This is a genomic window from Ruminiclostridium josui JCM 17888 (assembly GCF_000526495.1).
Lineage (GTDB): Bacteria > Bacillota > Clostridia > Acetivibrionales > DSM-1351 > Ruminiclostridium > Ruminiclostridium josui.
Window position 1 is genome coordinate 2,972,531 of record NZ_JAGE01000001.1, and the last position, 20,844, is coordinate 2,993,374.

16 protein-coding genes and 1 riboswitch are annotated in these 20,844 nt (G+C 36.1%); of the genes, 12 read left to right on the plus strand and 4 right to left on the minus strand.

The annotated features are described in order from the left end of the window. The first annotated feature begins 98 nt into the window (after window positions 1-98). Both K412_RS0113415 and K412_RS0113420 read left to right on the plus strand, forming a co-directional pair. On the plus strand, window positions 99-1,868 hold the full coding sequence (locus K412_RS0113415) for a glycoside hydrolase family 9 protein (protein WP_024833593.1): 1,770 nt from the start codon (window positions 99-101) through the stop codon (window positions 1,866-1,868). An 87-nt stretch (window positions 1,869-1,955) separates the two neighbouring features. Further along, the gene (locus tag K412_RS0113420; RefSeq protein WP_024833594.1) at window positions 1,956-2,543 is read left to right on the plus strand and encodes a flavin reductase family protein; all 588 of its coding nucleotides are present in this window, start codon (window positions 1,956-1,958) and stop codon (window positions 2,541-2,543) included. A gap of 77 nt (window positions 2,544-2,620) precedes the next feature. On the opposite strand, the gene pflB is transcribed toward K412_RS0113420, so the two are convergent. Together pflB and K412_RS0113430 are read right to left on the minus strand one after the other, a co-directional pair. After that, the gene (gene pflB, locus K412_RS0113425) at window positions 2,621-4,849 is read right to left on the minus strand and encodes a formate C-acetyltransferase (RefSeq protein WP_024833595.1); all 2,229 of its coding nucleotides are present in this window, start codon (window positions 4,847-4,849) and stop codon (window positions 2,621-2,623) included. A gap of 87 nt (window positions 4,850-4,936) precedes the next feature. Further along, a riboswitch (ZMP/ZTP riboswitch) is annotated at window positions 4,937-5,016 on the minus strand. A 140-nt stretch (window positions 5,017-5,156) separates the two neighbouring features. Next, window positions 5,157-6,404, minus strand: coding sequence for a 6-phosphofructokinase (locus tag K412_RS0113430; RefSeq protein ID WP_024833596.1), 1,248 nt, complete (start codon window positions 6,402-6,404; stop codon window positions 5,157-5,159). A gap of 317 nt (window positions 6,405-6,721) precedes the next feature. On the opposite strand from K412_RS0113430, the gene fba reads away from it, so the two are divergent. The 9 genes from fba to K412_RS22925 all read left to right on the plus strand — a co-directional run bounded on the left by fba (window position 6,722) and on the right by K412_RS22925 (window position 16,220). Next, window positions 6,722-7,657 carry a class II fructose-1,6-bisphosphate aldolase gene (fba, locus tag K412_RS0113435; protein ID WP_024833597.1) on the plus strand — a complete coding sequence of 312 codons (936 nt, stop codon included), beginning with the start codon at window positions 6,722-6,724 and terminating at the stop codon, window positions 7,655-7,657. A gap of 276 nt (window positions 7,658-7,933) precedes the next feature. Continuing rightward, window positions 7,934-10,927 carry a family 10 glycosylhydrolase gene (locus K412_RS0113440; RefSeq protein ID WP_024833598.1) on the plus strand — a complete coding sequence of 998 codons (2,994 nt, stop codon included), beginning with the start codon at window positions 7,934-7,936 and terminating at the stop codon, window positions 10,925-10,927. A gap of 84 nt (window positions 10,928-11,011) precedes the next feature. Further along, window positions 11,012-11,992, plus strand: coding sequence for an acyl-CoA dehydratase activase-related protein (locus K412_RS0113445; protein WP_024833599.1), 981 nt, complete (start codon window positions 11,012-11,014; stop codon window positions 11,990-11,992). Further along, window positions 11,946-13,061, plus strand: a complete 1,116-nt coding sequence (locus K412_RS0113450) for a 2-hydroxyacyl-CoA dehydratase (protein WP_024833600.1) — start codon at window positions 11,946-11,948, stop codon at window positions 13,059-13,061. Before K412_RS0113445 ends, K412_RS0113450 begins: the two co-directional genes overlap by 47 nt. Further along, window positions 13,030-14,001 carry an acyl-CoA dehydratase activase gene (locus K412_RS0113455; protein ID WP_024833601.1) on the plus strand — a complete coding sequence of 324 codons (972 nt, stop codon included), beginning with the start codon at window positions 13,030-13,032 and terminating at the stop codon, window positions 13,999-14,001. Before K412_RS0113450 ends, K412_RS0113455 begins: the two co-directional genes overlap by 32 nt. 152 nt (window positions 14,002-14,153) lie before the next feature. Continuing rightward, window positions 14,154-15,110, plus strand: coding sequence for a hypothetical protein (locus K412_RS0113460; RefSeq protein ID WP_024833602.1), 957 nt, complete (start codon window positions 14,154-14,156; stop codon window positions 15,108-15,110). Between the two features lie 102 nt (window positions 15,111-15,212). Then, complete coding sequence (locus tag K412_RS22915; RefSeq protein ID WP_278244539.1) at window positions 15,213-15,824, plus strand: IS256 family transposase; 612 nt, start codon at window positions 15,213-15,215, stop codon at window positions 15,822-15,824. After that, window positions 15,805-16,032: a transposase gene (locus tag K412_RS22920; RefSeq protein ID WP_278244553.1), complete on the plus strand. Its 228-nt coding sequence runs from the start codon at window positions 15,805-15,807 to the stop codon at window positions 16,030-16,032. The genes K412_RS22915 and K412_RS22920 overlap by 20 nt, the downstream gene beginning before the upstream one ends. Beyond that, window positions 15,945-16,220 carry a transposase gene (locus K412_RS22925; RefSeq protein WP_278244540.1) on the plus strand — a complete coding sequence of 92 codons (276 nt, stop codon included), beginning with the start codon at window positions 15,945-15,947 and terminating at the stop codon, window positions 16,218-16,220. The genes K412_RS22920 and K412_RS22925 overlap by 88 nt, the downstream gene beginning before the upstream one ends. A gap of 184 nt (window positions 16,221-16,404) precedes the next feature. On the opposite strand, the gene K412_RS0113470 is transcribed toward K412_RS22925, so the two are convergent. Then, entirely contained in the window at window positions 16,405-18,123 is a 1,719-nt protein-coding gene (locus K412_RS0113470) for an AMP-dependent synthetase/ligase (protein WP_024833603.1), read from the minus strand. 129 nt (window positions 18,124-18,252) lie between these two features. Beyond that, entirely contained in the window at window positions 18,253-19,575 is a 1,323-nt protein-coding gene (locus K412_RS0113475; protein ID WP_024833604.1) for a D-alanyl-D-alanine carboxypeptidase family protein, read from the minus strand. A gap of 301 nt (window positions 19,576-19,876) precedes the next feature. Between K412_RS0113475 and K412_RS0113480 the strand changes: the two genes are divergently transcribed. Continuing rightward, complete coding sequence (locus K412_RS0113480; RefSeq protein ID WP_024833605.1) at window positions 19,877-20,629, plus strand: helix-hairpin-helix domain-containing protein; 753 nt, start codon at window positions 19,877-19,879, stop codon at window positions 20,627-20,629. Window positions 20,630-20,844 lie beyond the last annotated feature (215 nt).

Consider the following 20,844-nt stretch of genomic DNA (forward strand, 5'->3'; position numbering starts at 1 on the left):
ATTAATTAATAAAAAATTAATACATTCTCTTCAGGAATAATATATAATAGATGTTGTTTTGCAATTTTATATTGATAAAATGGAAAGAGTGTTTATTAATGAACTGGAAAAATTTAATTATAAGTCTTACTCTGGCAGGCAGTTTAATTTTCACCATGAGTTCCTGTACTTCAAAGCCTGTAAGCAGCGATGTTTCAGAAAAAACTATAGAAGTAGAGGAGAATATGTCTAAGAATTTGAAAATTGAAAATGAACTAAGTGATGAAATCCACATAGACCAGTTGGGCTACAAGACACTTGCAAAAAAAATAGCTGTAATTAAGGGGCAATATAAAAAGTTTCAGGTGATTAACAGTAAAACAGGTGTGGCAGTTTTAACAGGAGATTTGACAGGTAATCTAAAAGATGAATCCAGTGGAGATACTGTATGTTATGCAGACTTTAGTAAAATTACAGTACCCGGTAAGTACTTTATGTCCATATCTGGATTAGGTAAATCTTACGATTTTTTAATAGATGACAGTGTATATACAAAGATTAACGATGCAATGCAAAAAGCGCTATATTATCAACGGTGTGGAATGGCTTTGACAACCGAATATGCAGGCGAATACAGTCATGCAGATTGCCATAAAGCTTTATCCAAATTATATAGCGATGAGACGAAAAAGATTGATGTAAGCGGAGGCTGGCATGATGCAGGAGATTACGGAAAATACGTTGTACCTGCATCTGTTACAGCAGCAGGCTTACTTTTGGCATATGAATTTTATCCACAAGCTTTTACAGATGCAACACGTATTCCTGAAAGCGGAAATGGGATACCTGATATTCTTGATGAAGCAAAATATGGAATACAATGGATTCTAAAAATGCAGGACAGCGAGTCAGGGGGAGTATATCACAAGGTTACTTCAAGGGGATTTCCCGAAATAACAACAATGCCTGACAAAGATGTTGACGATCAGCTTGTAATGCCTATATCCACTACTGCTACTGCGGATTTTGCAGCAGTTACGGCAATGGCTTCAAGAATATATATGACTATAGATCCGGCATTTGCTCAAAACTGTCTGCAAGCATCCAAAAAAGCCTGGGAATGGCTTGAGAATAACAAGAATTTCGTGGAGTTCAAGAACCCATCGGATGTTGCAACTGGCGAGTATGGAGACAGCTCGGGAAAAGATGAGAAGGCCTGGGCAGCAGCAGAGCTTTTCAGAGCCACAGGAAATGAGAAGTACAATAAATATTTTGTAGACAATTATCAAGTTGAAGGCTTTGGACTTGGATGGCAGAATGTAAGCGGATTTGCTGCAATTGCATATCTGTTCTCAGATGTATCTGGAACAGATCAGGAAAAAGTGGATGAAATCAAAAAGTCGTGGTTGGCCAAAGCTGATATGTTTACTTCTACAGGGCAAAAAGACGGATATCTGGTTGCAATGCACAAAATGGAGTATAACTGGGGAAGTAACATGAATGTTGCAACACACGCTATGCATCTGCTTATAGCCGACAGGCTCAAGGTAGATGAAAAATATACCCAGACAGCCGAAGAGTGCATACATTATCTGCTGGGTAGGAATACACTTAACCAGAGCTATATAACAGGTTTTGGCTCAAAACAGGTTACTAAGCCCCATCATAGACCGTCGGCAGCAGACTTTGCATTAAAACCAGTTCCAGGACTACTGGTAGGAGGGCCGAATTCGGCTTTAGAGGACGATGTAGCAAAAAGTAAACTCTCAGGTAAATCCCCTGCAGAGTGCTATATTGATGATGTTAATTCCTTTTCAACAAACGAGGTTGCTACCTACTGGAATTCATCTGCAATTTTTATTTTAGGGTATTTAAACTCAAACAAATGATTTACTAATGGGTATCAAATAAAAAAATAACTCATAGTATATTGATGTTAACATTTTTAATAAGAAATATATAAGGAGGCTGCTATTTTGGCAAAACAAGTTTGGAAACCATCTACAATGTTAAATCCTGTACCGGTGGTAATGGTATCATGTACCGATAGTGAAGGAAAGCCCAATATAATCACTCTTGCCTGGACTGGGACAATCAATTCTGACCCTCCTATGGTTTCAATATCAGTAAGAAAAGAAAGGTATTCCTATGAACTTATAAAAGAAAAAGGTGAATTTGTAATTAATCTTCCCACAAAAAAGTTGGCTTTCGCAACTGATTACTGTGGTGTAAAATCAGGTAGAGATATAGACAAATTTGAGGCAATGGGATTAACGGCTGAAGCTGCTTCAAAAGTGCAAGTTCCACTTATAAAGGAATGTCCTTTGAATATTGAGTGTGTAGTGAAACAGTCAATAGAGCTGGGTTCACATGTATTGTTTTTGGCTGAAATCGTAGCTACAAATGTTGAAGAATCTTTGTTGGATGAAAAGGGTAAGTTGGACTTAAAGAAAGCAGATTTGATTTGCTATTCACATGGCGAGTATTATCCTCTGGGGAATTCGTTGGGTTACTTTGGATACTCTGTAACTAAAAGGAAAAATCTTAAGAGGAATCAGAAATAACATAATAGGTTTTTTAAAAACTAAGCCTTATCAATAAAAACCAGCTCTATTGGTTTTTATTGATAAGGCTATTATATTTACATTGCTTCATGAAATGTCCTTGAGATTACTTCTAATTGCTGTGCTTTTGTGAGTTTTATAAAATGTACCGCATAACCTGAAACACGAACTGTAAGCTGATTATATTTCATAGGCTCCTTCATGGCATTTTCAAGAGTTTCTTTATCAAGTACGTTGACATTTATATGGTGGCCTCCGCTCATAACATAACCGTCAATCAGTGCAAAAAGATTTGAAATTTTAGTATCCATTTCCTTACCCAAAGCATTTGGGATAACTGACAGAGTAAGGGATATTCCGTCGTTGCACACACTATAAGGTATCTTTGCCACTGAATTCATCATAGCAAGTATCCCGGACTTATCTCTATTGTGCATTGGGTTTGCACCGGGGGCAAAAGGTTCTCCTTTTTTACGTCCGTCAGGAGTGGAGCCTGTTTTTTTGCCGTACACAACGTTTGAAGTTATGGTAAGGATTGACAAAGTATGCCTTGCATTGCGGTATGTAGGATGAGTTTTCAGACTTTCGTAGAACCCTGTAACAACCTCTTTTGCAATGCTGTCAACTCTATCATCATTGTTTCCGTATTGAGGATAACTTCCTTCTAGCTCAAAGTCAGTAATAATACCACGTTCATCCCTTATTACTTTAACACGGGTGTGCTTAATGGCACTCAAAGAGTCCACAAGCACTGATAATCCGGAAATACCGAAGGCCATAAGCCTGTTGACGTCTGTGTCATGAAGAGCCATCATGAGGCGCTCGTATGCGTATTTATCGTGCATATAATGTATAATGTTCATGGTATTAACATATAAACCAGTCAGCCAACTCTGAAGCTCTCGGAAGTTCTTCATAACCTCATTATATTCCAAATATTCGCCTTCATATGGCTTTATTTCAGGTGCAACCTGATCACCGCTTATTTCATCACGGCCTCCATTTAGGGATAATAATAGTAGCTTTGCAAGATTGCATCTTGCACCGAAGAACTGCATATCCTTTCCAAGACGCATAGCAGATACACAGCAGGAAATACCGTAATCATCGCCATATTGAGGTTGCATAATATCATCGTTTTCATACTGGATGGCACTTGTTGAAATAGATATTTTGGCACAAAATCTCTTGAAATTTTCAGGCAACTTTACTGACCATAGAATCGTAAGGTTTGGTTCAGGTGCAGCTCCAAGATTATTCAATGTTTGAAGGAACCTATAGGAGGTCTTAGAAACCATATGTCTTCCGTCACTGCTGATTCCCCCAAGGGATTCTGTCAACCAAACAGGGTCTCCTGCAAAAAGTTCGTTGTACTCCTTAGTACGCAAATGTCTAATAAATCTAAGTTTTATTACAAATTGGTCAATCAGTTCTTGAGCGTCTGCTTCTGTAAGGGTTCCGTTATTTATATCTCGTTCAATAAATATATCAAAAAATACATTAAGCCTGCCTAAAGAATTGGCAGCTCCGTTTGTTTCTTTTAAGGCACCTAAAAATGCTAGATATGTCCATTGAATAGCTTCAAAGGCATTATTTGCAGGACGTTTAAGGTTAAAACCATAAGAATTTCCAAGAGTGACCAAATCGTTAAGTGCTGCAATCTGATCGTGAAGTTCTTCTCTAAGCCTTATAACGCCGTCAGTCATGGTGCCTTTTAGACTATCCAGATCTTTTTGTTTTTGCTCTATTAAAATGTCAGTACCGTACAGGGCAACTCTTCTGTAATCGCCTATTATACGGCCTCTGCCGTATGCATCTGGTAGACCCGTTATAACTCCGCATCTTCTGGCCTTACGCATTTCATCTGTGTACGCACTGAAAACACCGTCATTATGTGTTTTTATGTTTTTACTAAAAATTTTATCAATGTCAGGTGCCGGCGAAGTGTTAAATTGCTGGCAGGCCTGTTTAGCCATTCTATAGCCGGTTTTAGCAAGAAAAGCTCTTTTTAGAGGTGCATCTGTCTGAAGTCCTTTTATTACTTCATATTTTTCTTCTATATAGCCGGGCTTGTGACTTGTTATACTAGATACGGTATCTGTGTCGATATCAAGTATTCCACCGTTTAAATGTTCTTCAACCAAAAGACTTTTACAGGTTTCCCACAGTTGTTTGGTTTTAGAACTGGCACCACAAAGAAAGCTTTCATCACCATCATATGGAGTGTAGTTAGTCTGAATAAAGTTCTGTACGTCGATAGAATTCTGCCATTTACCAGGTTTAAAATCAGAAATGTTTAAGTTCATATTTTAGTACCCCCTTGGAAAAATTCTCCCCAGGAAACACTTATTTGTATGTTTTTGGAAACAATAAAACAAATGCCACCTGGGCAGTTATGATGCCCAGGCGGCCGGCTTGTTAAAGTCATACTCCCATGTGGTTATCTCCACTTCCGCCAGTTGTATGACAGTTTGTTCTATTAAAATGTAAAATGATTTATAATTTTAGTATAAAACAATTTTCGGATATGTCAATAAATAAATTATATAAAATTTAAGTCGGATACATTTAAAATTTGTGCATCCGACTTTTGTTAATATTAAAATATATTAATTATTTAGTTGCAAGAACTTTTTTTAGCTTTGCAAATCTAGGAAGACCGTCTTCCTTAGGTGGAGTTGATTCACCTTGAATTAACGGTAAAGCATAGTCAATGAATTCTTGCTTTAAGCCATTTCCTGCTTCGTTAATCCACTCTCTAGGAATCTTCTTTTCAGTATTTGCAACATCGTTCAAATCAAGTAACTGAATTTCACATTTGTATTCGCTTCCTTCAGCTCTCTTGAAGCCAACCATCTTATCAGTCATTCCTTCAACAGCATATTTTACAGCCATTTGACCTGACAAGTAGGATTCTTCTACGTCTCTAGCAGAACCGCAGTGAGCAGCACATCTTTGGAGAAGGCTGAATTCGATTCCACGAACCTTTGCTCCGGTCTTTTCCTTAACGATTGCAGCCAGAGTAGCAGCAAGACCGCCTAACTGAGCATGTCCGAAAGAATCTTTCTGTTGAGCAAGGTCTGAGCCGTATTCAGAAATGTATTTGCCGTTTTTGTCCTTTATACCCTCTGAAACTGCTACGATACAGTTGCCGTTTTCCTTGTAGATTCTTGTACAGTCAGCAAGGAATTGATCCATATCAAAATCGATTTCAGGGAGGTATATTAAGTCAGGACCTGCACCTTTATATGCAGCAAGAGCAGTTGCAGCTGTCAACCATCCTGCGTTTCTTCCCATAACTTCAAGTATTGTAATCATACCTGTATTGTATACTCTTGCGTCATGATAAACTTCCATAGTTGATGTAGCGATGTACTTAGCGGCACTTGAAAATCCAGGGCAGTGGTCTGTTCCATAAAGGTCATTGTCTATAGTCTTTGGAACACCCATTACTCTACATTCATAGCCAACTTTCTGCATGTACTTACTTACCTTGTTACAAGTATCCATTGAATCATTTCCGCCGTTATAGAAGAAATATCTGATATTATATTTCTTGAAAACTTCAAGAAGTCTCTTATAATCGGTTTCATCTTCGTCTGCTGATTTAAGCTTGTAACGAACAGAACCGAGAGCTGAAGAAGGAGTAGTCTTTAATAAGTCAAGTTCATAAGCATCTTCCTTGCTCATGTCATAGAATTTTTCATCAAGAATACCTTTGATTCCGTGAGCTGCACCATATACAGCTGTTATTGCATCTTGCTTTAATGCTTCTTGGAATACTCCGCAAGCACTGGCATTAATTACTGATGTTGGTCCACCTGATTGTCCAAAAATAGCGGCGCCTTTTAAAACAGTCATTTTATATACCTCCTGATTTATATTAAGTATTAATATATACGTTGCTCTTACCAGACCTTTCTTCTAAAGGACTGATATTACAATCCGCAATCAAATTAAAATATAGCATAACAAGTTGGAAAATGCAATTATACATTACCTAGGTTTGACAAATAAATATCAAAATATCCCTTGATTTTAAAGATAATATTGCATAAAATAATAACGGTAAGTTTTGTGTTGGTTAATTTTAGAATTACCTTATTGTTTTCTGATAAAATTGGATAAACAATATATAATATAAAGGTAAAATTATTCTTATAAAGGAGTGCATAAATATGCCATTAGTAACTTCTGCCGAAATGTTTAAAAAAGCGTATGAAGGCGGCTATGCAATAGGAGCTTTCAATGTTAATAACATGGAAATTGTTCAAGGAATAACTGAAGCAGCAAAAGAAGTAAATGCTCCTCTTATTCTTCAAGTATCTGCCGGAGCAAGAAAGTATGCAAACCATACTTATCTTATGAAATTAGTTGAGGCTGCTATTATTGAAACAGGTTTGCCAATCTGTTTGCACCTTGACCACGGTGATAGTTTCGAACTTTGTAAATCATGTATCGATGGCGGATTCACTTCCGTTATGATAGACGGTTCACATCATTCATTTGAAGATAACATAGCTCTTACAAAGCAGGTTGTTGATTACGCTCATGCAAGAGGAGTTGTTGTTGAAGCTGAACTTGGTAGACTTGCAGGTATTGAAGATGCAGTTAACGTATCAGAGGCTGATGCAGCATTCACAAACCCTGCTGAAGTTGAAGAATTCGTTTCAAGGACTGGTGTTGATTCATTGGCAATTGCAATTGGTACAAGCCATGGTGCATACAAATTCAAGCCAGGAACAAAGCCACAGTTAAGGTTTGACATATTGGAAGAAGTTTCAAAGAGACTTCCTAACTTCCCAATAGTTCTCCATGGTGCATCATCTGTTATTCCTGAATTTGTTGACATGATAAATGGCAACGGAGGAAAAATGCCTGATGCAATAGGTATTCCTGAAGATATGTTACGTCAGGCTGCTAAGATGGCAGTTTGTAAGATCAATATCGATTCTGACTTAAGACTTGCTATGACTGGTTCAATCAGAAAGTACTTCAATGAACATCCTGATCATTTCGACCCAAGACAATATTTAAAGCCAGCTAGAGAGGCTATAAAGGGTCTTGTAAAGAACAAGATAGTTAACGTTCTTGGATGCGACGGTAAAGCTTAATAGATAAACTTAAATATTACTAAAAAAGTAAAGCCGATTTGGTTTTTTGCAAAAGCAAATAATCAAATCGGCTTTTCGTTTTATATGGAATGTAATATATATTTGTAGAAATATTCATTGATGTAAAATCTTTGTATTACAGTATTAAAAAAATATTAAATTTTAGTACACTTGTTGTTTATCTTACCATAAATGCTTTATATTTATTATATGAAATATATAGAATATTGTTTGATTTTTGGTTATTTTAAATTATAGGGGTTTTTGGGGGTTAAAATGAATAAAAAAATTGGGATAGTATGTATTTTGCTGGTGTTTATGGCGATTCTGCCAATCGCCGGATATAGACTATTGGCAGATAAAAATTTCGAAGGAAATGTCTCAAATGCACAGACTATAACAAAAAATGAGGATTTACGAGGGGTATGGATTGCATCAGTGTCTAATATAGATTTTCCTTCGAAGCCTGGTATCAGTTCAGAAAATCAGAAAAAGGAACTGGATGAAATAGTGAAAAATACCAAATATATGGGGCTCAATGCTATCTTTTTTCAAGTAAGACCCACGGGAGATGCTCTTTATAAATCATCAATTTTTCCATGGTCAAAATACTTGACGGGAAAACAAGGGAAAGCTAACGATAATGGTTTTGACCCTTTGGCATATATAATTCAACAGGCTCATAAAGAAGGAATACAGGTTCATGCCTGGATTAATCCTCTCAGACTATCAATGGGAACAGCATCTAAACCTGACAAGGACGTAAATGTACTTTCAGCAGATCATCCTGCCAGAAAAATACCTGAGGCAGTTGTTGCGGCTCCAACAGGACAGTTGTATCTTGATCCTGGTAATCCGGCTGCCATAAAACTGATAACAGACGGAGTAGCTGAAATAGTAAAAAAATATGATGTAGATGGTATACATTTTGATGACTATTTTTATCCGTCTAAATCAGATAGCAATGGTGTTGATTTTAACGACTCGGCTACTTATAAGAAATATAAGGGTAGTTTTAACAACAAGGATGATTGGAGACGTAATAACATAAATACACTTGTTAAAAGTACCTACGATACTGTAAAAAGTATAAAGCAATCGGTTCAGTTTGGTATAAGTCCATTTGCAATATGGTCAAACAAAGACAGAAACGTAGAGGGCTCAAATACACAAGGTGGTATATCAACATATTATGACCACTATGCGGATTCTAAAAAGTGGGTAAAGGAAGGATATATTGATTACATAGCACCTCAGATTTATTGGAATATAGGCTTCAAGGTAGCAGATTATACTGTATTGGTAAACTGGTGGAAAGAAGTTTGCAGGGATACAAACGTGAAACTATATGTGGGCCATGCTGCATATAAAATAAATGATACATCACAATCAAATGACTGGCTTGACCCATTGCAAATTCCAAAGCAAATTGAATACAACAGGAAAAGCAATGCTGTAGACGGAAGTATATTCTATGGTTATTCAAAGTTGAAAGACAATACACTTGGTATAAAAGACAAACTCAGAGGGATATTTGTATACGACAGAGACCCTGGAAGTGCCGTACCTGAGGATAGACAGCTTTATATAGCTTCTCCGTCCAACGGTTATAAAACTTCAGCATCCAAAGTAAGTATTTTGGGGGGCGGTGACCCAAAACAACCTATATATCTTAACGGTAAGAAAATTGAGATAACGAATAACGGTTACTTTACAATATATACCGATTTGAAAGTAGGGGAAAACAAACTTGTATTCACCCACAAGGGTAAGGAAACGGTATTAAAGATAACTCGCAATAGTAGCACAAACTCAAGTACTTACAAAATGTCAAAGGTTGAGTTCAGAAGTGGTTATTTTTCTCCTACCCAGAGTATGACTATGCAGACAGGTCAAAAGATTACTTTTTCCTGTCAGGCTCCTGCGGGTTCTAAGGTTTGGGTTGAAATCGGAGGATATAAGACAGAGTTGAAACAGACAGCCACAGTTGATGAAAACAAAGGAACACTAACACCTGCTAAATACTCAGGAACATTTACAATGCCACAGGTTTCAGGTAAAGAAAGGATTAAAAGTCTTGGAAAACCTGTTTTTGTAATGGAATACAAAGGCAAAAAAATAACCTCAAAGCAAAGCAATACAATAAGTATACAATCATCAAAATACTACAAATATGCTGTTGCTAGTACAAAGGACGCAGAAGCTGTAGCACGTTCAGGTCCGTCTACGGATTATTCAAGAATCACACCTTTGATAAACGGTGCCACAGACTATATAGTAGGTCAGCAGAACGATTTTTACTTGTTAAAGAGCGGAGTGTGGACAGCTGCAAGCAATGTAAAGGTTATAAACGATAAGGCACTTTCAGCCAACAAAATTTCAGCTGTAACCTTAAAGTCAAACGGGAGCTATACGGATATTAGCTTTAAAATGCCTGTCAATGCAGTGTTTGGAGTTGAGGCGGATTCAAAAACTCTCAAATTGACCATATATAATACATCAGGTATGAATGTTAGTAAATCAATACCATCAGGTGCTCCATTCTCTGCAGTTAAGTATAAAGCTGTTAACGGCGGAGCGCAGTATACTTTTGAGTTGAAATCAACCAACAATTATTTTGGCTATTATGCTGAATATAAAAATGGCTCACTTGTATTTTCCATTAAAAATGCACCAAAGATTTCTGGGAGTGGTTCAAAGCCACTGACTGGTTTAAAGGTAGTCCTTGATGCAGGGCATGGAGGCTCTGAATCAGGTGCAACGGGGCCAATGGGGAAATACGGACTCTATGAAAAACATATAAATCTGGCAATAACTTTAAATGCAAGAAAGTATCTGCAATCACTTGGAGCAACGGTTATTATGACAAGGACTTCCGATAAAACTGTCAGCCTTAATGATAGAGCTAGCATTATAAGAAAGGAAAAACCAGATATTGCAGTTTCAATCCATAATAATTCAATGGATGTGACTGCTGACTATACTAAGCACACAGGGTTACTGGTACTATACTCTAAAGATAGCTCAAAAGCAGCAGCAGGCTATATCAAAGACCAATTGGTGACAGACCTAAAGAGGAGGGATGATGGCTACAGGTGGCAAAGCCTTTCAGTGTGTACTGTTACCCAATCACCAGCAATTCTTATTGAGGGAGGATTTATGTCAAATCCGGCTGAGTATGAGTGGCTGGCAGATTATAATAATCAGGTTAAGATAGGTAACTCTATTGGTAAAGCCATTGAAAAATGGGCGTATACAAATGCAAGATAATGTATAATATAAAATGGGAAGAAAATTTAATACCTGTATAACAGAATTAAACCACGTCAATAATTGTATTGAGGTGGTTTTTTTATGAAAAGTGTGGGTATACCAAAAGGACTATATTATTACAAATATTCGACACTATGGGAAGCCTTTTTTAGAAATCTTGGTGTAGATGTAATAGTTTCTGATACTACCAATAAAAAAATACTTACAAATGGTTCCAATAAATGTGTTTCAGAAGCATGTATACCTATTAAGGCGTATTTTGGTCACGTAATGGAATTGATAGGTAAAGTTGATTATTTATTTATGCCGAGATTTACAAGTATTGCTAGAAAACAATATATATGCCCTGAAGTTTGTGGTGTAACTGATATGATACGTAATTCCGTTAAAGACCTTCCGGAAATAATTGATACTGAAATAAACTTAAGGGAATCTCCTAAAAATTCATGGCATGCGGCCCTTTATACTGGAGAGTTTTTGACGAGTGACAGGAAGAAAATAAGCAGTGCTTACAAAGAAGCTTTAAATGAGTATAAGAGCAAGCGAAGAGCATTGAAATTTGCTGATACAGAGATTGGTGCATTTCCTGAAAAGAATAAATTGACTATTGCAGTATTAGGTCATAGCTACACTGTTTATGATACATTTCTCAATATGGAACTTACGAAAAAACTAAATAAATTCGGTGCAAATGTGGTGACACTTGATATGCTGGATTATATGGTATCAAAGGATAGTTGTAAGGATTTGGATAAACAGTTCTTCTGGGATTACGGCACAAGGGCATATGGAGGCACTATACAGCTTATTAAGAGTGGCAGAATAGACGGTATTCTGGCGCTTACATCTTTTGGCTGCGGTGTAGACAGCTTTGTAGACGAACTTGTAGAAAATAAGATAAGGAAGGAAAGCGATATACCGTTTATGAAGCTGGTACTGGACGAACATTCTGCAGAAGCCGGATTTTTAACCAGACTCGAGGCATTTATTGATATGATTGTAAGGAGGCGTAATAATGATTTTTACATTTCCACATCTGGGAAACACTTATATAATTGCTAAATCATTTTTAGATGATTTTGGTGCAGAATATGTAGTTCCTCCTTTCAACAGTGATAAAACACTGGAAATAGGTCTAAAATATTGTGCAGAAGCTCATTGCCTTCCCTTTAAACTTTTTGTTGGAAATATGGTACAGGCTTACGAAATGGGAGCTGATACCATGCTTATTACAGGAGGTTGTGGGCCGTGCAGATTGGGCTATTTTGGAGAGATGCTGAAAAAACAGGCCCAAGATATTGGCATTAAAATGGACTTAATTACTTTGGAGGTACCGGACCAAGGACTAAAAGAGCTTGCAGCACGTATTCGAAAGGTAAGCGGGACAGCTAATGTATTTAATATAGCCAGAGTAATTAATTCCGCCAAAAACATTTCTGTCATGCTGGATAATCTGGAGCATCTTGCAAGGGAAAAGCGTTCTGTGCAGAGGGTGAAAGGAAGTGTTGATAAGATTTATCAAGGTTTTCAAAAGGATGTTCTCAACGTTAAAGGTTCTGAGGAAATAGAAAATCTTATAAAAGATACTGAGACTGCATTAAATCAGGTAGATGTCAACATGGACTTAAAACCTCTTCGAGTAGGAATTGTTGGTGAGATATTTACTACAATTGAGCCCTATGCAAATTTTTGGCTTGAAAAAATGCTTGGTGAAATAGGAGTAATGGTCACAAGGCCTGTGACTGTAAGCGGATGGATTATAAATGAAATGATTAAAAAAAGATTACCATTTTTAAAAGACAATAAACATGAGGAAGCTGCAAAAAAATATATGCCTCATATGGTTGGAGGACATGCTCAACACACCGTTGGAAACAGTGTGTTGAATGCACTGCATGGTTATGACGGAGTAATTCATCTTTATCCTTTGGGATGTATGCCGGAGATAGTATCTCAGGCGATTCTGCCCAGAATTGAGGAAGATTATGGTATACCAATTATGACGGTAATAAGAGATGAAATGACAGGAGAAGCAGGTTTTGCAACAAGAGTAGAAGCATTTATTGATTTACTAAAAAAGAGAAGGGACGAACATTTGAATGAGCAGAGTAAAATGCTTTATGGGAATTGATGTAGGTTCTGTAAGCACAAATATAACCTTGATTGATGAAAATAATAATTTACTGGAAAAACTCTATATGAGAACAGACGGACAACCTATAGAGTCCATCAGGACAGGTTTGACGGATATGTATGAGAGAATGGGTCAAAGCATTGAGATAGTTGGAGTAGGGACAACAGGAAGTGGAAGACAGTTGGCCGCAGCAATAGTTGGTGCTGATGTTGTAAAAAATGAAATAACCGCTCATGCAGTAGCAGCTCAGAAAGAAATTCCTGATGTCAGGACAATTATTGAGATAGGCGGCCAGGATTCAAAAATTATATTGCTAAAAAATAATGTAGTACATGATTTTGCAATGAATACAGTTTGTGCTGCCGGAACAGGCTCATTTCTTGACAGACAGGCAGCTAGATTAGGAATATCCATAGAGGATTTCGGAGCATATGCAGTAAGGTCTGAAAATCCTGTGAGAATTGCCGGCAGATGTGCAGTATTTGCTGAAAGTGATATGATACATAAGCAGCAAATGGGTTATTCACGTGAAGACATTGTAAGAGGCTTGTGTGATGCACTTGCAAGAAATTATTTGGCAAATCTGGGGAAAGGAAAGAAGCTTGAAAGCCCTGTGGTTTTTCAAGGCGGTGTTGCTGCCAATATAGGAATAATTCAGGCCTTTGAAAGGGCATTGGATACAAAAATTGTTATTCCCAAAAACTATGATGTTATGGGCGCTTATGGTGTTGCCATACTTGCACATGAAGGATTGGGAAGTAGCTATGAAAAAACCAGGTTTGCGGGCTTTGATAGACTCATGGGGGATTATAAAGCAAAAAGCCGTGAGTGTGATGGCTGTTCAAACGGTTGCGAAGTAGTTCAGATAATAATTGATAGTAACCCGGTTGCATGCTGGGGTGACAGATGCGGAAAATGGAGTGGAGCAGCCGTATAAATAAAAGTGAAAGTTTATACAGCTATAGCCGAGAGATAATGGGTTCCCGGTTATAGCTGTATTTACTTTTTATATACTTATTATGTATTGTAATGTAAAATAGAATCGCTTATAATCAAATTATTAAGAGATAAAAAAGTGGGAGAAATTTTATGCGATACATAAAGGATTTACAGCCATATAATAAATTCTGGGGGAACTGTATTGTGAATATGTTCCTTTCAATACTTACAAAAGTTGACGTAAGCTATGAACCACTTGCATATCTCAATTATTATGAGTATAGCTATTATCCAGATAATGTTTTTCATTTGGATTACACCCAAGAGTACTACGATTTTTTCGCAAATAATATCTTTAAATATGAATCATTCAATTTTAAGAATAAAGAGAATTTTATACAAGAGTTTAAAGCTGTTCTCATGAACAATTTATATGCAACTCTCAATGTTGATTTATATTACTGGAATAGCACAGGGTATTATTTTAATAAAATTCATACATCTCATTTTGCTTTTGTTACAGGTTTCGATGAAGAAAAAGATGTTTTTTACGCATTTGAAGATGATGTAAACTTATTTTATAATATAAGAGCAATTAGTACCAATGAAGTGATTCAAGCTTTTCATTCACCACTTAAACAAATTAAGTCAGATTATAGAATTCTTACTTTTAAAACTGATTCAATTCCCTCTTATGAGATAGACATAAATCAGTTTACAAAATGTACAGAGCAACTGATTTATAATTTGGATATGCTTATAGAAAGGCATGAAGTTGTAAATAAAACAATGATAATTGAGGATGCTTCTAAAATTTATCATTACAATTATGAGTTTTCTAAAATATCAAACAGGTTAAAAGGGAACAAGCTGTTACTTTGCTACCTTAAGGATAAGGGACTGTTGGATGAACGCCTCACTGAGGAGTTAAGTGAAGTAATAGACGAGTCTTGTATCACTTGGAAAAATATTCAGGGTATATATCTTAAACATTGCCTAAGAAAAAACTTTGCAGAACTTAATCGAATAGAGGATAAAATTGCAGATGCTTTTATGACTGAAAAAGAAGTGTGGGAAAAAGTTATTGAAAATATAAAAATGAGCTGACGCAAAACAGATAAAAATTAAGTTTTGCATGAGCCTGTGAAGAAAAGTCTGTAAAATCAGCTTTCTATGATAAAATCAAATTATCATAGGAGGCTATTTTTTATGGCAAGAAGAAAGAATTCGATGAGCGAAGGAAAAAAGAACATTATTGCATCCCTACTTCAAGAGTATGACATCAAGACTGCAGAAGACATCCAGGAAGCACTTAAAGACTTGTTAGGGGGTACCATTCAGAGCATGTTGGAAGCCGAGATGGATCAGCATTTAGGCTATGAACCATACGAACGTTCCAATAACACCAATTACAGGAACGGAAAAAAATCCAAATCAATACAAAGTACATATGGTAAGATGGAAATTGACGTTCCACAAGATCGAGAATGTTCCTTTGAGCCACAAATCGTGAAGAAGCGTCAAAAGGATATCTCAAGCATTGACCAAAAGATCATTGCTATGTATGCAAGAGGTTTGACAACTCGCCAGATCTCTGACCAGATCGAAGAAATCTACGGATTTGAAGTTAGTGAAGGCATGGTATCCGATATCACAAACAAACTGCTTCCAGAAATTGAGGAATGGCAACAACGTCCACTATCCAGCGTTTACCCAATTGTATTCATAGATGCTGTGCACTTCTCTGTTAGGGACAACAATGTCATCAAGAAGCTGGCTGCATACATCATTCTTGGAATCAATGAAGAAGGCCAAAGATAAGAAGGAGTTTGCTAATGACCTGAAGACAATCTACCATGCCCCTACAGAGGATACCGGATATGAGCGCATGATGCAAATTACGGACAAGTGGCAGGACCGTTATCCTAACGCCATGAAGAGTTGGTCTACGAACTGGGATATCCTAAGCCCGATTTTCAAGTTTTCTACGGATGTTCGCAAGGTAATCTACACCCAACCAATGCTATAGAAAGCCTGAAAAGCACATATCGTCGTCTGAATCGTCAAAGAAGCGTATTTCCAAGTGACACAGCCCTCTTAAAGGCCATATATCTAGCAACCTTTGAGGCAACCAAGAAGTGGACTATGGCTCTCCGTAACTGGGGTAAAGTCTACGGTGAGTTGTCCATCATGTATGAGGGCAGGCTTCAGCAATAAAATCAGGACAATCAAAAACACCCTTTTGGAAGGGTGCTATTGACATGCCATTAATTTACTATTATATTGTAGACAAGTTATGAAAGCCAGCATCTGGCCTTCACAACTCTAATAAAATTATCATAGAAAGCTATTTACAGAGATTATTTCACACACTCTTTTGCATCAGCTCCAGTTTTATAACTTAACCGACATTTTCAACATATCTCTTGATTTTTTTGGTTGTTGTTTTTACAAACTCTTCTTCACGAATTGTAAAGTCCTTTATACGCTTATAAAGAGGCATTTGCTTATTTATTTCCTTGATTTCTCCATGAATTATCTTGCGTATTTGGTCATTTGAAACAATATTTAAATTCAGCATTTCCTTTATTTCATCAATGTCCGGTAATATCTGTGCATTAACTTCGGTTTCACCGGTTTCTTCATCAAATCTGCCCCAAACAAGGCTTTCTTTGACAAACTTACTCTTTGCAAGATATGCTTCAACTTCTTCAGGGAATATATTTTTACCATTCTTTGTGACTATGACATTTTTCTTTCTGCCTGTAATATATATATAGCCCTCATCATCAATATATCCTAAATCACCGGTATATAAGCGACCATTTTTTAAAACATTTCTGGTTGCTGATGGATTTTCGTAATAACCTAACATTACACTATCACCGGATACAACAAATTCTCCAATACCATCTTCACCGATATTTTCAAGCTGAACATCTACTCCTGCAAGAGGTTTTCCAGCAGAATCATGTCTGAACCCGTGGTCATTGTTAACTGCCACTATTGGTGAAAATTCAGTGAGTCCGTAGCCTTGGACAATTCTTATACCCATTGCACATAAGTCATTTGAAACATCAGGATTTACTGCAGCTGCACCGGAAATAACCAGTCTTATTCTGCCTCCGAAGGTGTTCAAAACCTGCTTGAATAATTTTTTTCGTATATCAATTTTTAAGAAATTATATAAAAAATTGCTTATTTCTATTGCAGTATTAAACTTAAGTTTACCCAAACGGGTTTTTGAAGCCTGTTTTACTATTTTTTTGTGCATGTTTTCTAGTATAAGAGGAACCAGCATGAGAATTGTAGGTTTTGTCTCCTGCAAGTTTTGAACTATATATTTCAGTCCCTCATTAAAGGACATACAACATCCGCTGTACATCATTACTAAAAACCCTGCTGTACATTCATATGTATGATGAAGAGGCAAAATAGAAAGAACACTGTCGGTCTCATCTATGTAGAGCATTGATACAACAGCTCTTACGTTGGACACAATGTTCTTACTTGATAACATAACTCCTTTAGCCAAATCTGTTGTCCCTGATGTGAAAATTAGTGCACACATGGCATCTGGGTCTATTTCGGCATCTAGATATCTTCTGTCACCTTGTTTTAATAAATTTCTACCTTTTTCAATCAAACATGAATAGGATAAAAATCCGTCGGATTCTTCTTCTGTCTGATCAATGTCTATGTAATATTCAACCCCTGAATTATGGGATAATTTTAACATATTACTGCGATATTTTGACGAAAAAATAATTGCGCTGACTCCTGCACGTGAAATAAGGTTTTCAACCTCATTAAAAGGAAGCTCCTTATCTAATGGGACTACAACACCTACACCGCCTGTTATTGTCAGGTACGAGGTACACCATTGTGCGCTGTTTTGTGATAAAATAGCAATTTTTTTATCCTTTAAACCTAAATTTATCAATGCCGTACCTAATGCGTCAATATCACTTTTTAGTTCAGTGTATGTTTTTCCGTAGTAATCACCATTTTTGTCTTTAATGTAAAATGCATTTCTATTCCCGAATAATTTTGCACTTTGAACCATAAGATCTTTGAGATCAGTGATTTTCCTGGTCTGGTAAATCGGTTCGGTTTTCATTGACTACACTCCTTTTAAAAGCCAATAATTTTTTAGTTATTTACTTTACTGCATATAAACATATATATAATATAAGTATATTTAAATTAAATCAATATATGTGGCAAATAAAAACATAAAAAAGGATTTTTAATTGAAGTTTCTTAATCTATATTTTCTTTTTCTTGATATTTTTCTTAGTATAAACCTGGTAATTAAAAAGCATATAATAACAGTTACTCCAATTACAATATATTTAAAGATGTTATTATTTATAATATTCTTTACATATGTCTTGGATTTTGATTTTAGTGTTTGATCAACTGTTCTTGAAGAAACAATATCGACTTTGCCCAATGATATCCCGTCTCTTGTATACTCTATATTTCCAAGAACTGTTCCTTTTTTTATAGGAGCTGTTACATCCTGTCTGACATTTACTTTCTTATCAATTCGCCATTCATTTTTATCATTAGGTAAAAGTGCCTCAATTGCTCCATTGGTTATAAGATCAACCTTATCACCATTTGCCGCATCCTTGACAGTAATTTCCTGAATTTTTGTGGAACGGTCAATAATCATTTGTCTGGAGTAATTTTCGTATCCTGCTTTTAAAAGTGTTTTTGTAAAATCGAATACAGTACGATTAGGTTTATTATTTACACCCAGTATAACAGAAATTAATTCAAGACCATCCTTGTTTATGGCGCTGGAAATAAAATTAGCGCCTGCTCGGGAAGTTGAACCAGTTTTTAGACCTGTTATGGTAAACTGATTTCTGTCATCGCCTGTTTCAGGCCCGTATTTAAAGGATTGTCCCAGTAATTTATTTGTAGTATTAAGAACATTCCAAGTTTTATGTTTATTTGTAGGAGATAGCATACTAAGTTGCTTCTGACCTATAATTTCACGAAATAGGGGATATTTTAAACACTCTTTTGCTATGAGAGCCAAGTCTCTTGCAGAGGAAAAGTGATTCGCATCTTTTTCATATTCATCAATTCCGCAGGGATTAGTAAAAGTGGTGTTTTTTGCTCCCAATTCCAAAGCTACCTTGTTCATTTCCGCTATAAACTTACTTTTATCATTAAAAAGGTTTTCGGATATTATGTTGGCAGTTTCATTTGCTGAAACTATCAAAAGTGCGTGGAGCAGATCGTTTAACGACATCTGTTCACCGGGCATAATTCCAATATTCATGCCACCCACGCCTATATCGATAACTGCTTCATTACTGGCAGTCATTACCTGATTTAAATCTCCTTCTTTTAGAGCTATTAATGCAGTTGCTATTTTTGTAGTGCTGGCAGGACGCCATTTCATATCGGGATTATTTTCGTACAAAACACTTCCTGTTTTAGCGTCTATTAGTATGTATGAAGCGGCATCAATGTCGAGATTTGCACAGAATGCAGGTGTGACTTGAAATAGTATTATTATTGATATGATTAATGTTGCCAGTACTTTCTTCATAACTCCTCCTCTGAATAAGTAATTATATTATAAGTATAAAGCAAGAATTCACTTTTTTAAACTTTTTTAATGATTTTTGTTTAAATAATATGGTAAAATACTAAAATATGTAATATAATATTTATATAACCATTCTTTATATTCTTTAATTTCTTTCCACAGTATAAATTATAAAGTTGAATTTTCAAAGTATTATTGGTTGGCAGATGTGGAAATAAATTTATTTTTTCTATTTGTTCTTATATTTTCTTATATTTTCTTATATTTCATTTTTTTTAATTAACACAATAGGAGGTATACTATGGAGATATCTGTTTTCGGCAAAAAGATATTTTTAAGTAAAATTCATGTAGTGTGTATAATTACAGTTATGGCATTTGGTGCAGGTATTTTGGGTTTTATTCTTAAGCAGGTTTATCATCCCCTTGAAAAACCAATGGTTGAAGCAGAAAACACAGCAATGGTAATAAAAAAAGCTGAGCCAGCTGAAGAACAGGCCGAAGAGGAAAAAGTACCTGATATCAAGGTCTACGTTACAGGTTGTGTAAACAAACCGGGAGTAGTGACAATCAAAAAGGGACAGATTATTGAAGATGCCATAAAAAATGCCGGTGGGGCCACAAAACAAGCTGATCTTGAAAATATTAACCTGGCGTACCCTTTAAATGAAAATACTATGATTAGAATCAAGGCCAAGGGAACCGCAAAAGCAGCAAGTACTGATAAAACAGGTAGTCAGTCTCAATCAGCTAAAGCTACAGGGGGAAGTACTATAAACAGTGGCGTTGATATTATAATTGACAGTTTAGGAGCTGATGTGGGAGAAAAAGAGAGTAATTCATCTGAAAGCTCAAAATCTAAACTTTTAAATATCAACAAAGCGTCTCAGGCAGAGCTTGAAGAGCTTCCCAATGTAGGACCGGCAACTGCAAAAGCTATTATAGAATACAGGGAGCAAAACGGTGGTTTTGCAAAGCTAACCGACATTATGAAAATAACGGGAATTAAGCAAAAGACATTTGATAAAATAAAAAACTTCATATGCGTTGATTGATTATTATAGATACACAAAACAAGAAACCGGCTGTTTTCAGCCGGTTCGAAATAATTTAAAGGAGGAAAATATAATTTAATCCATGTACTTATTATATTATTATACTTAGCTATTTCAAATAGTATTAATATACGATTTTATTACAATAATTAACCAAAATGATATGCAATATTAACAATTACTTGACATATAGCGGCATAATGAACACTAAAAAA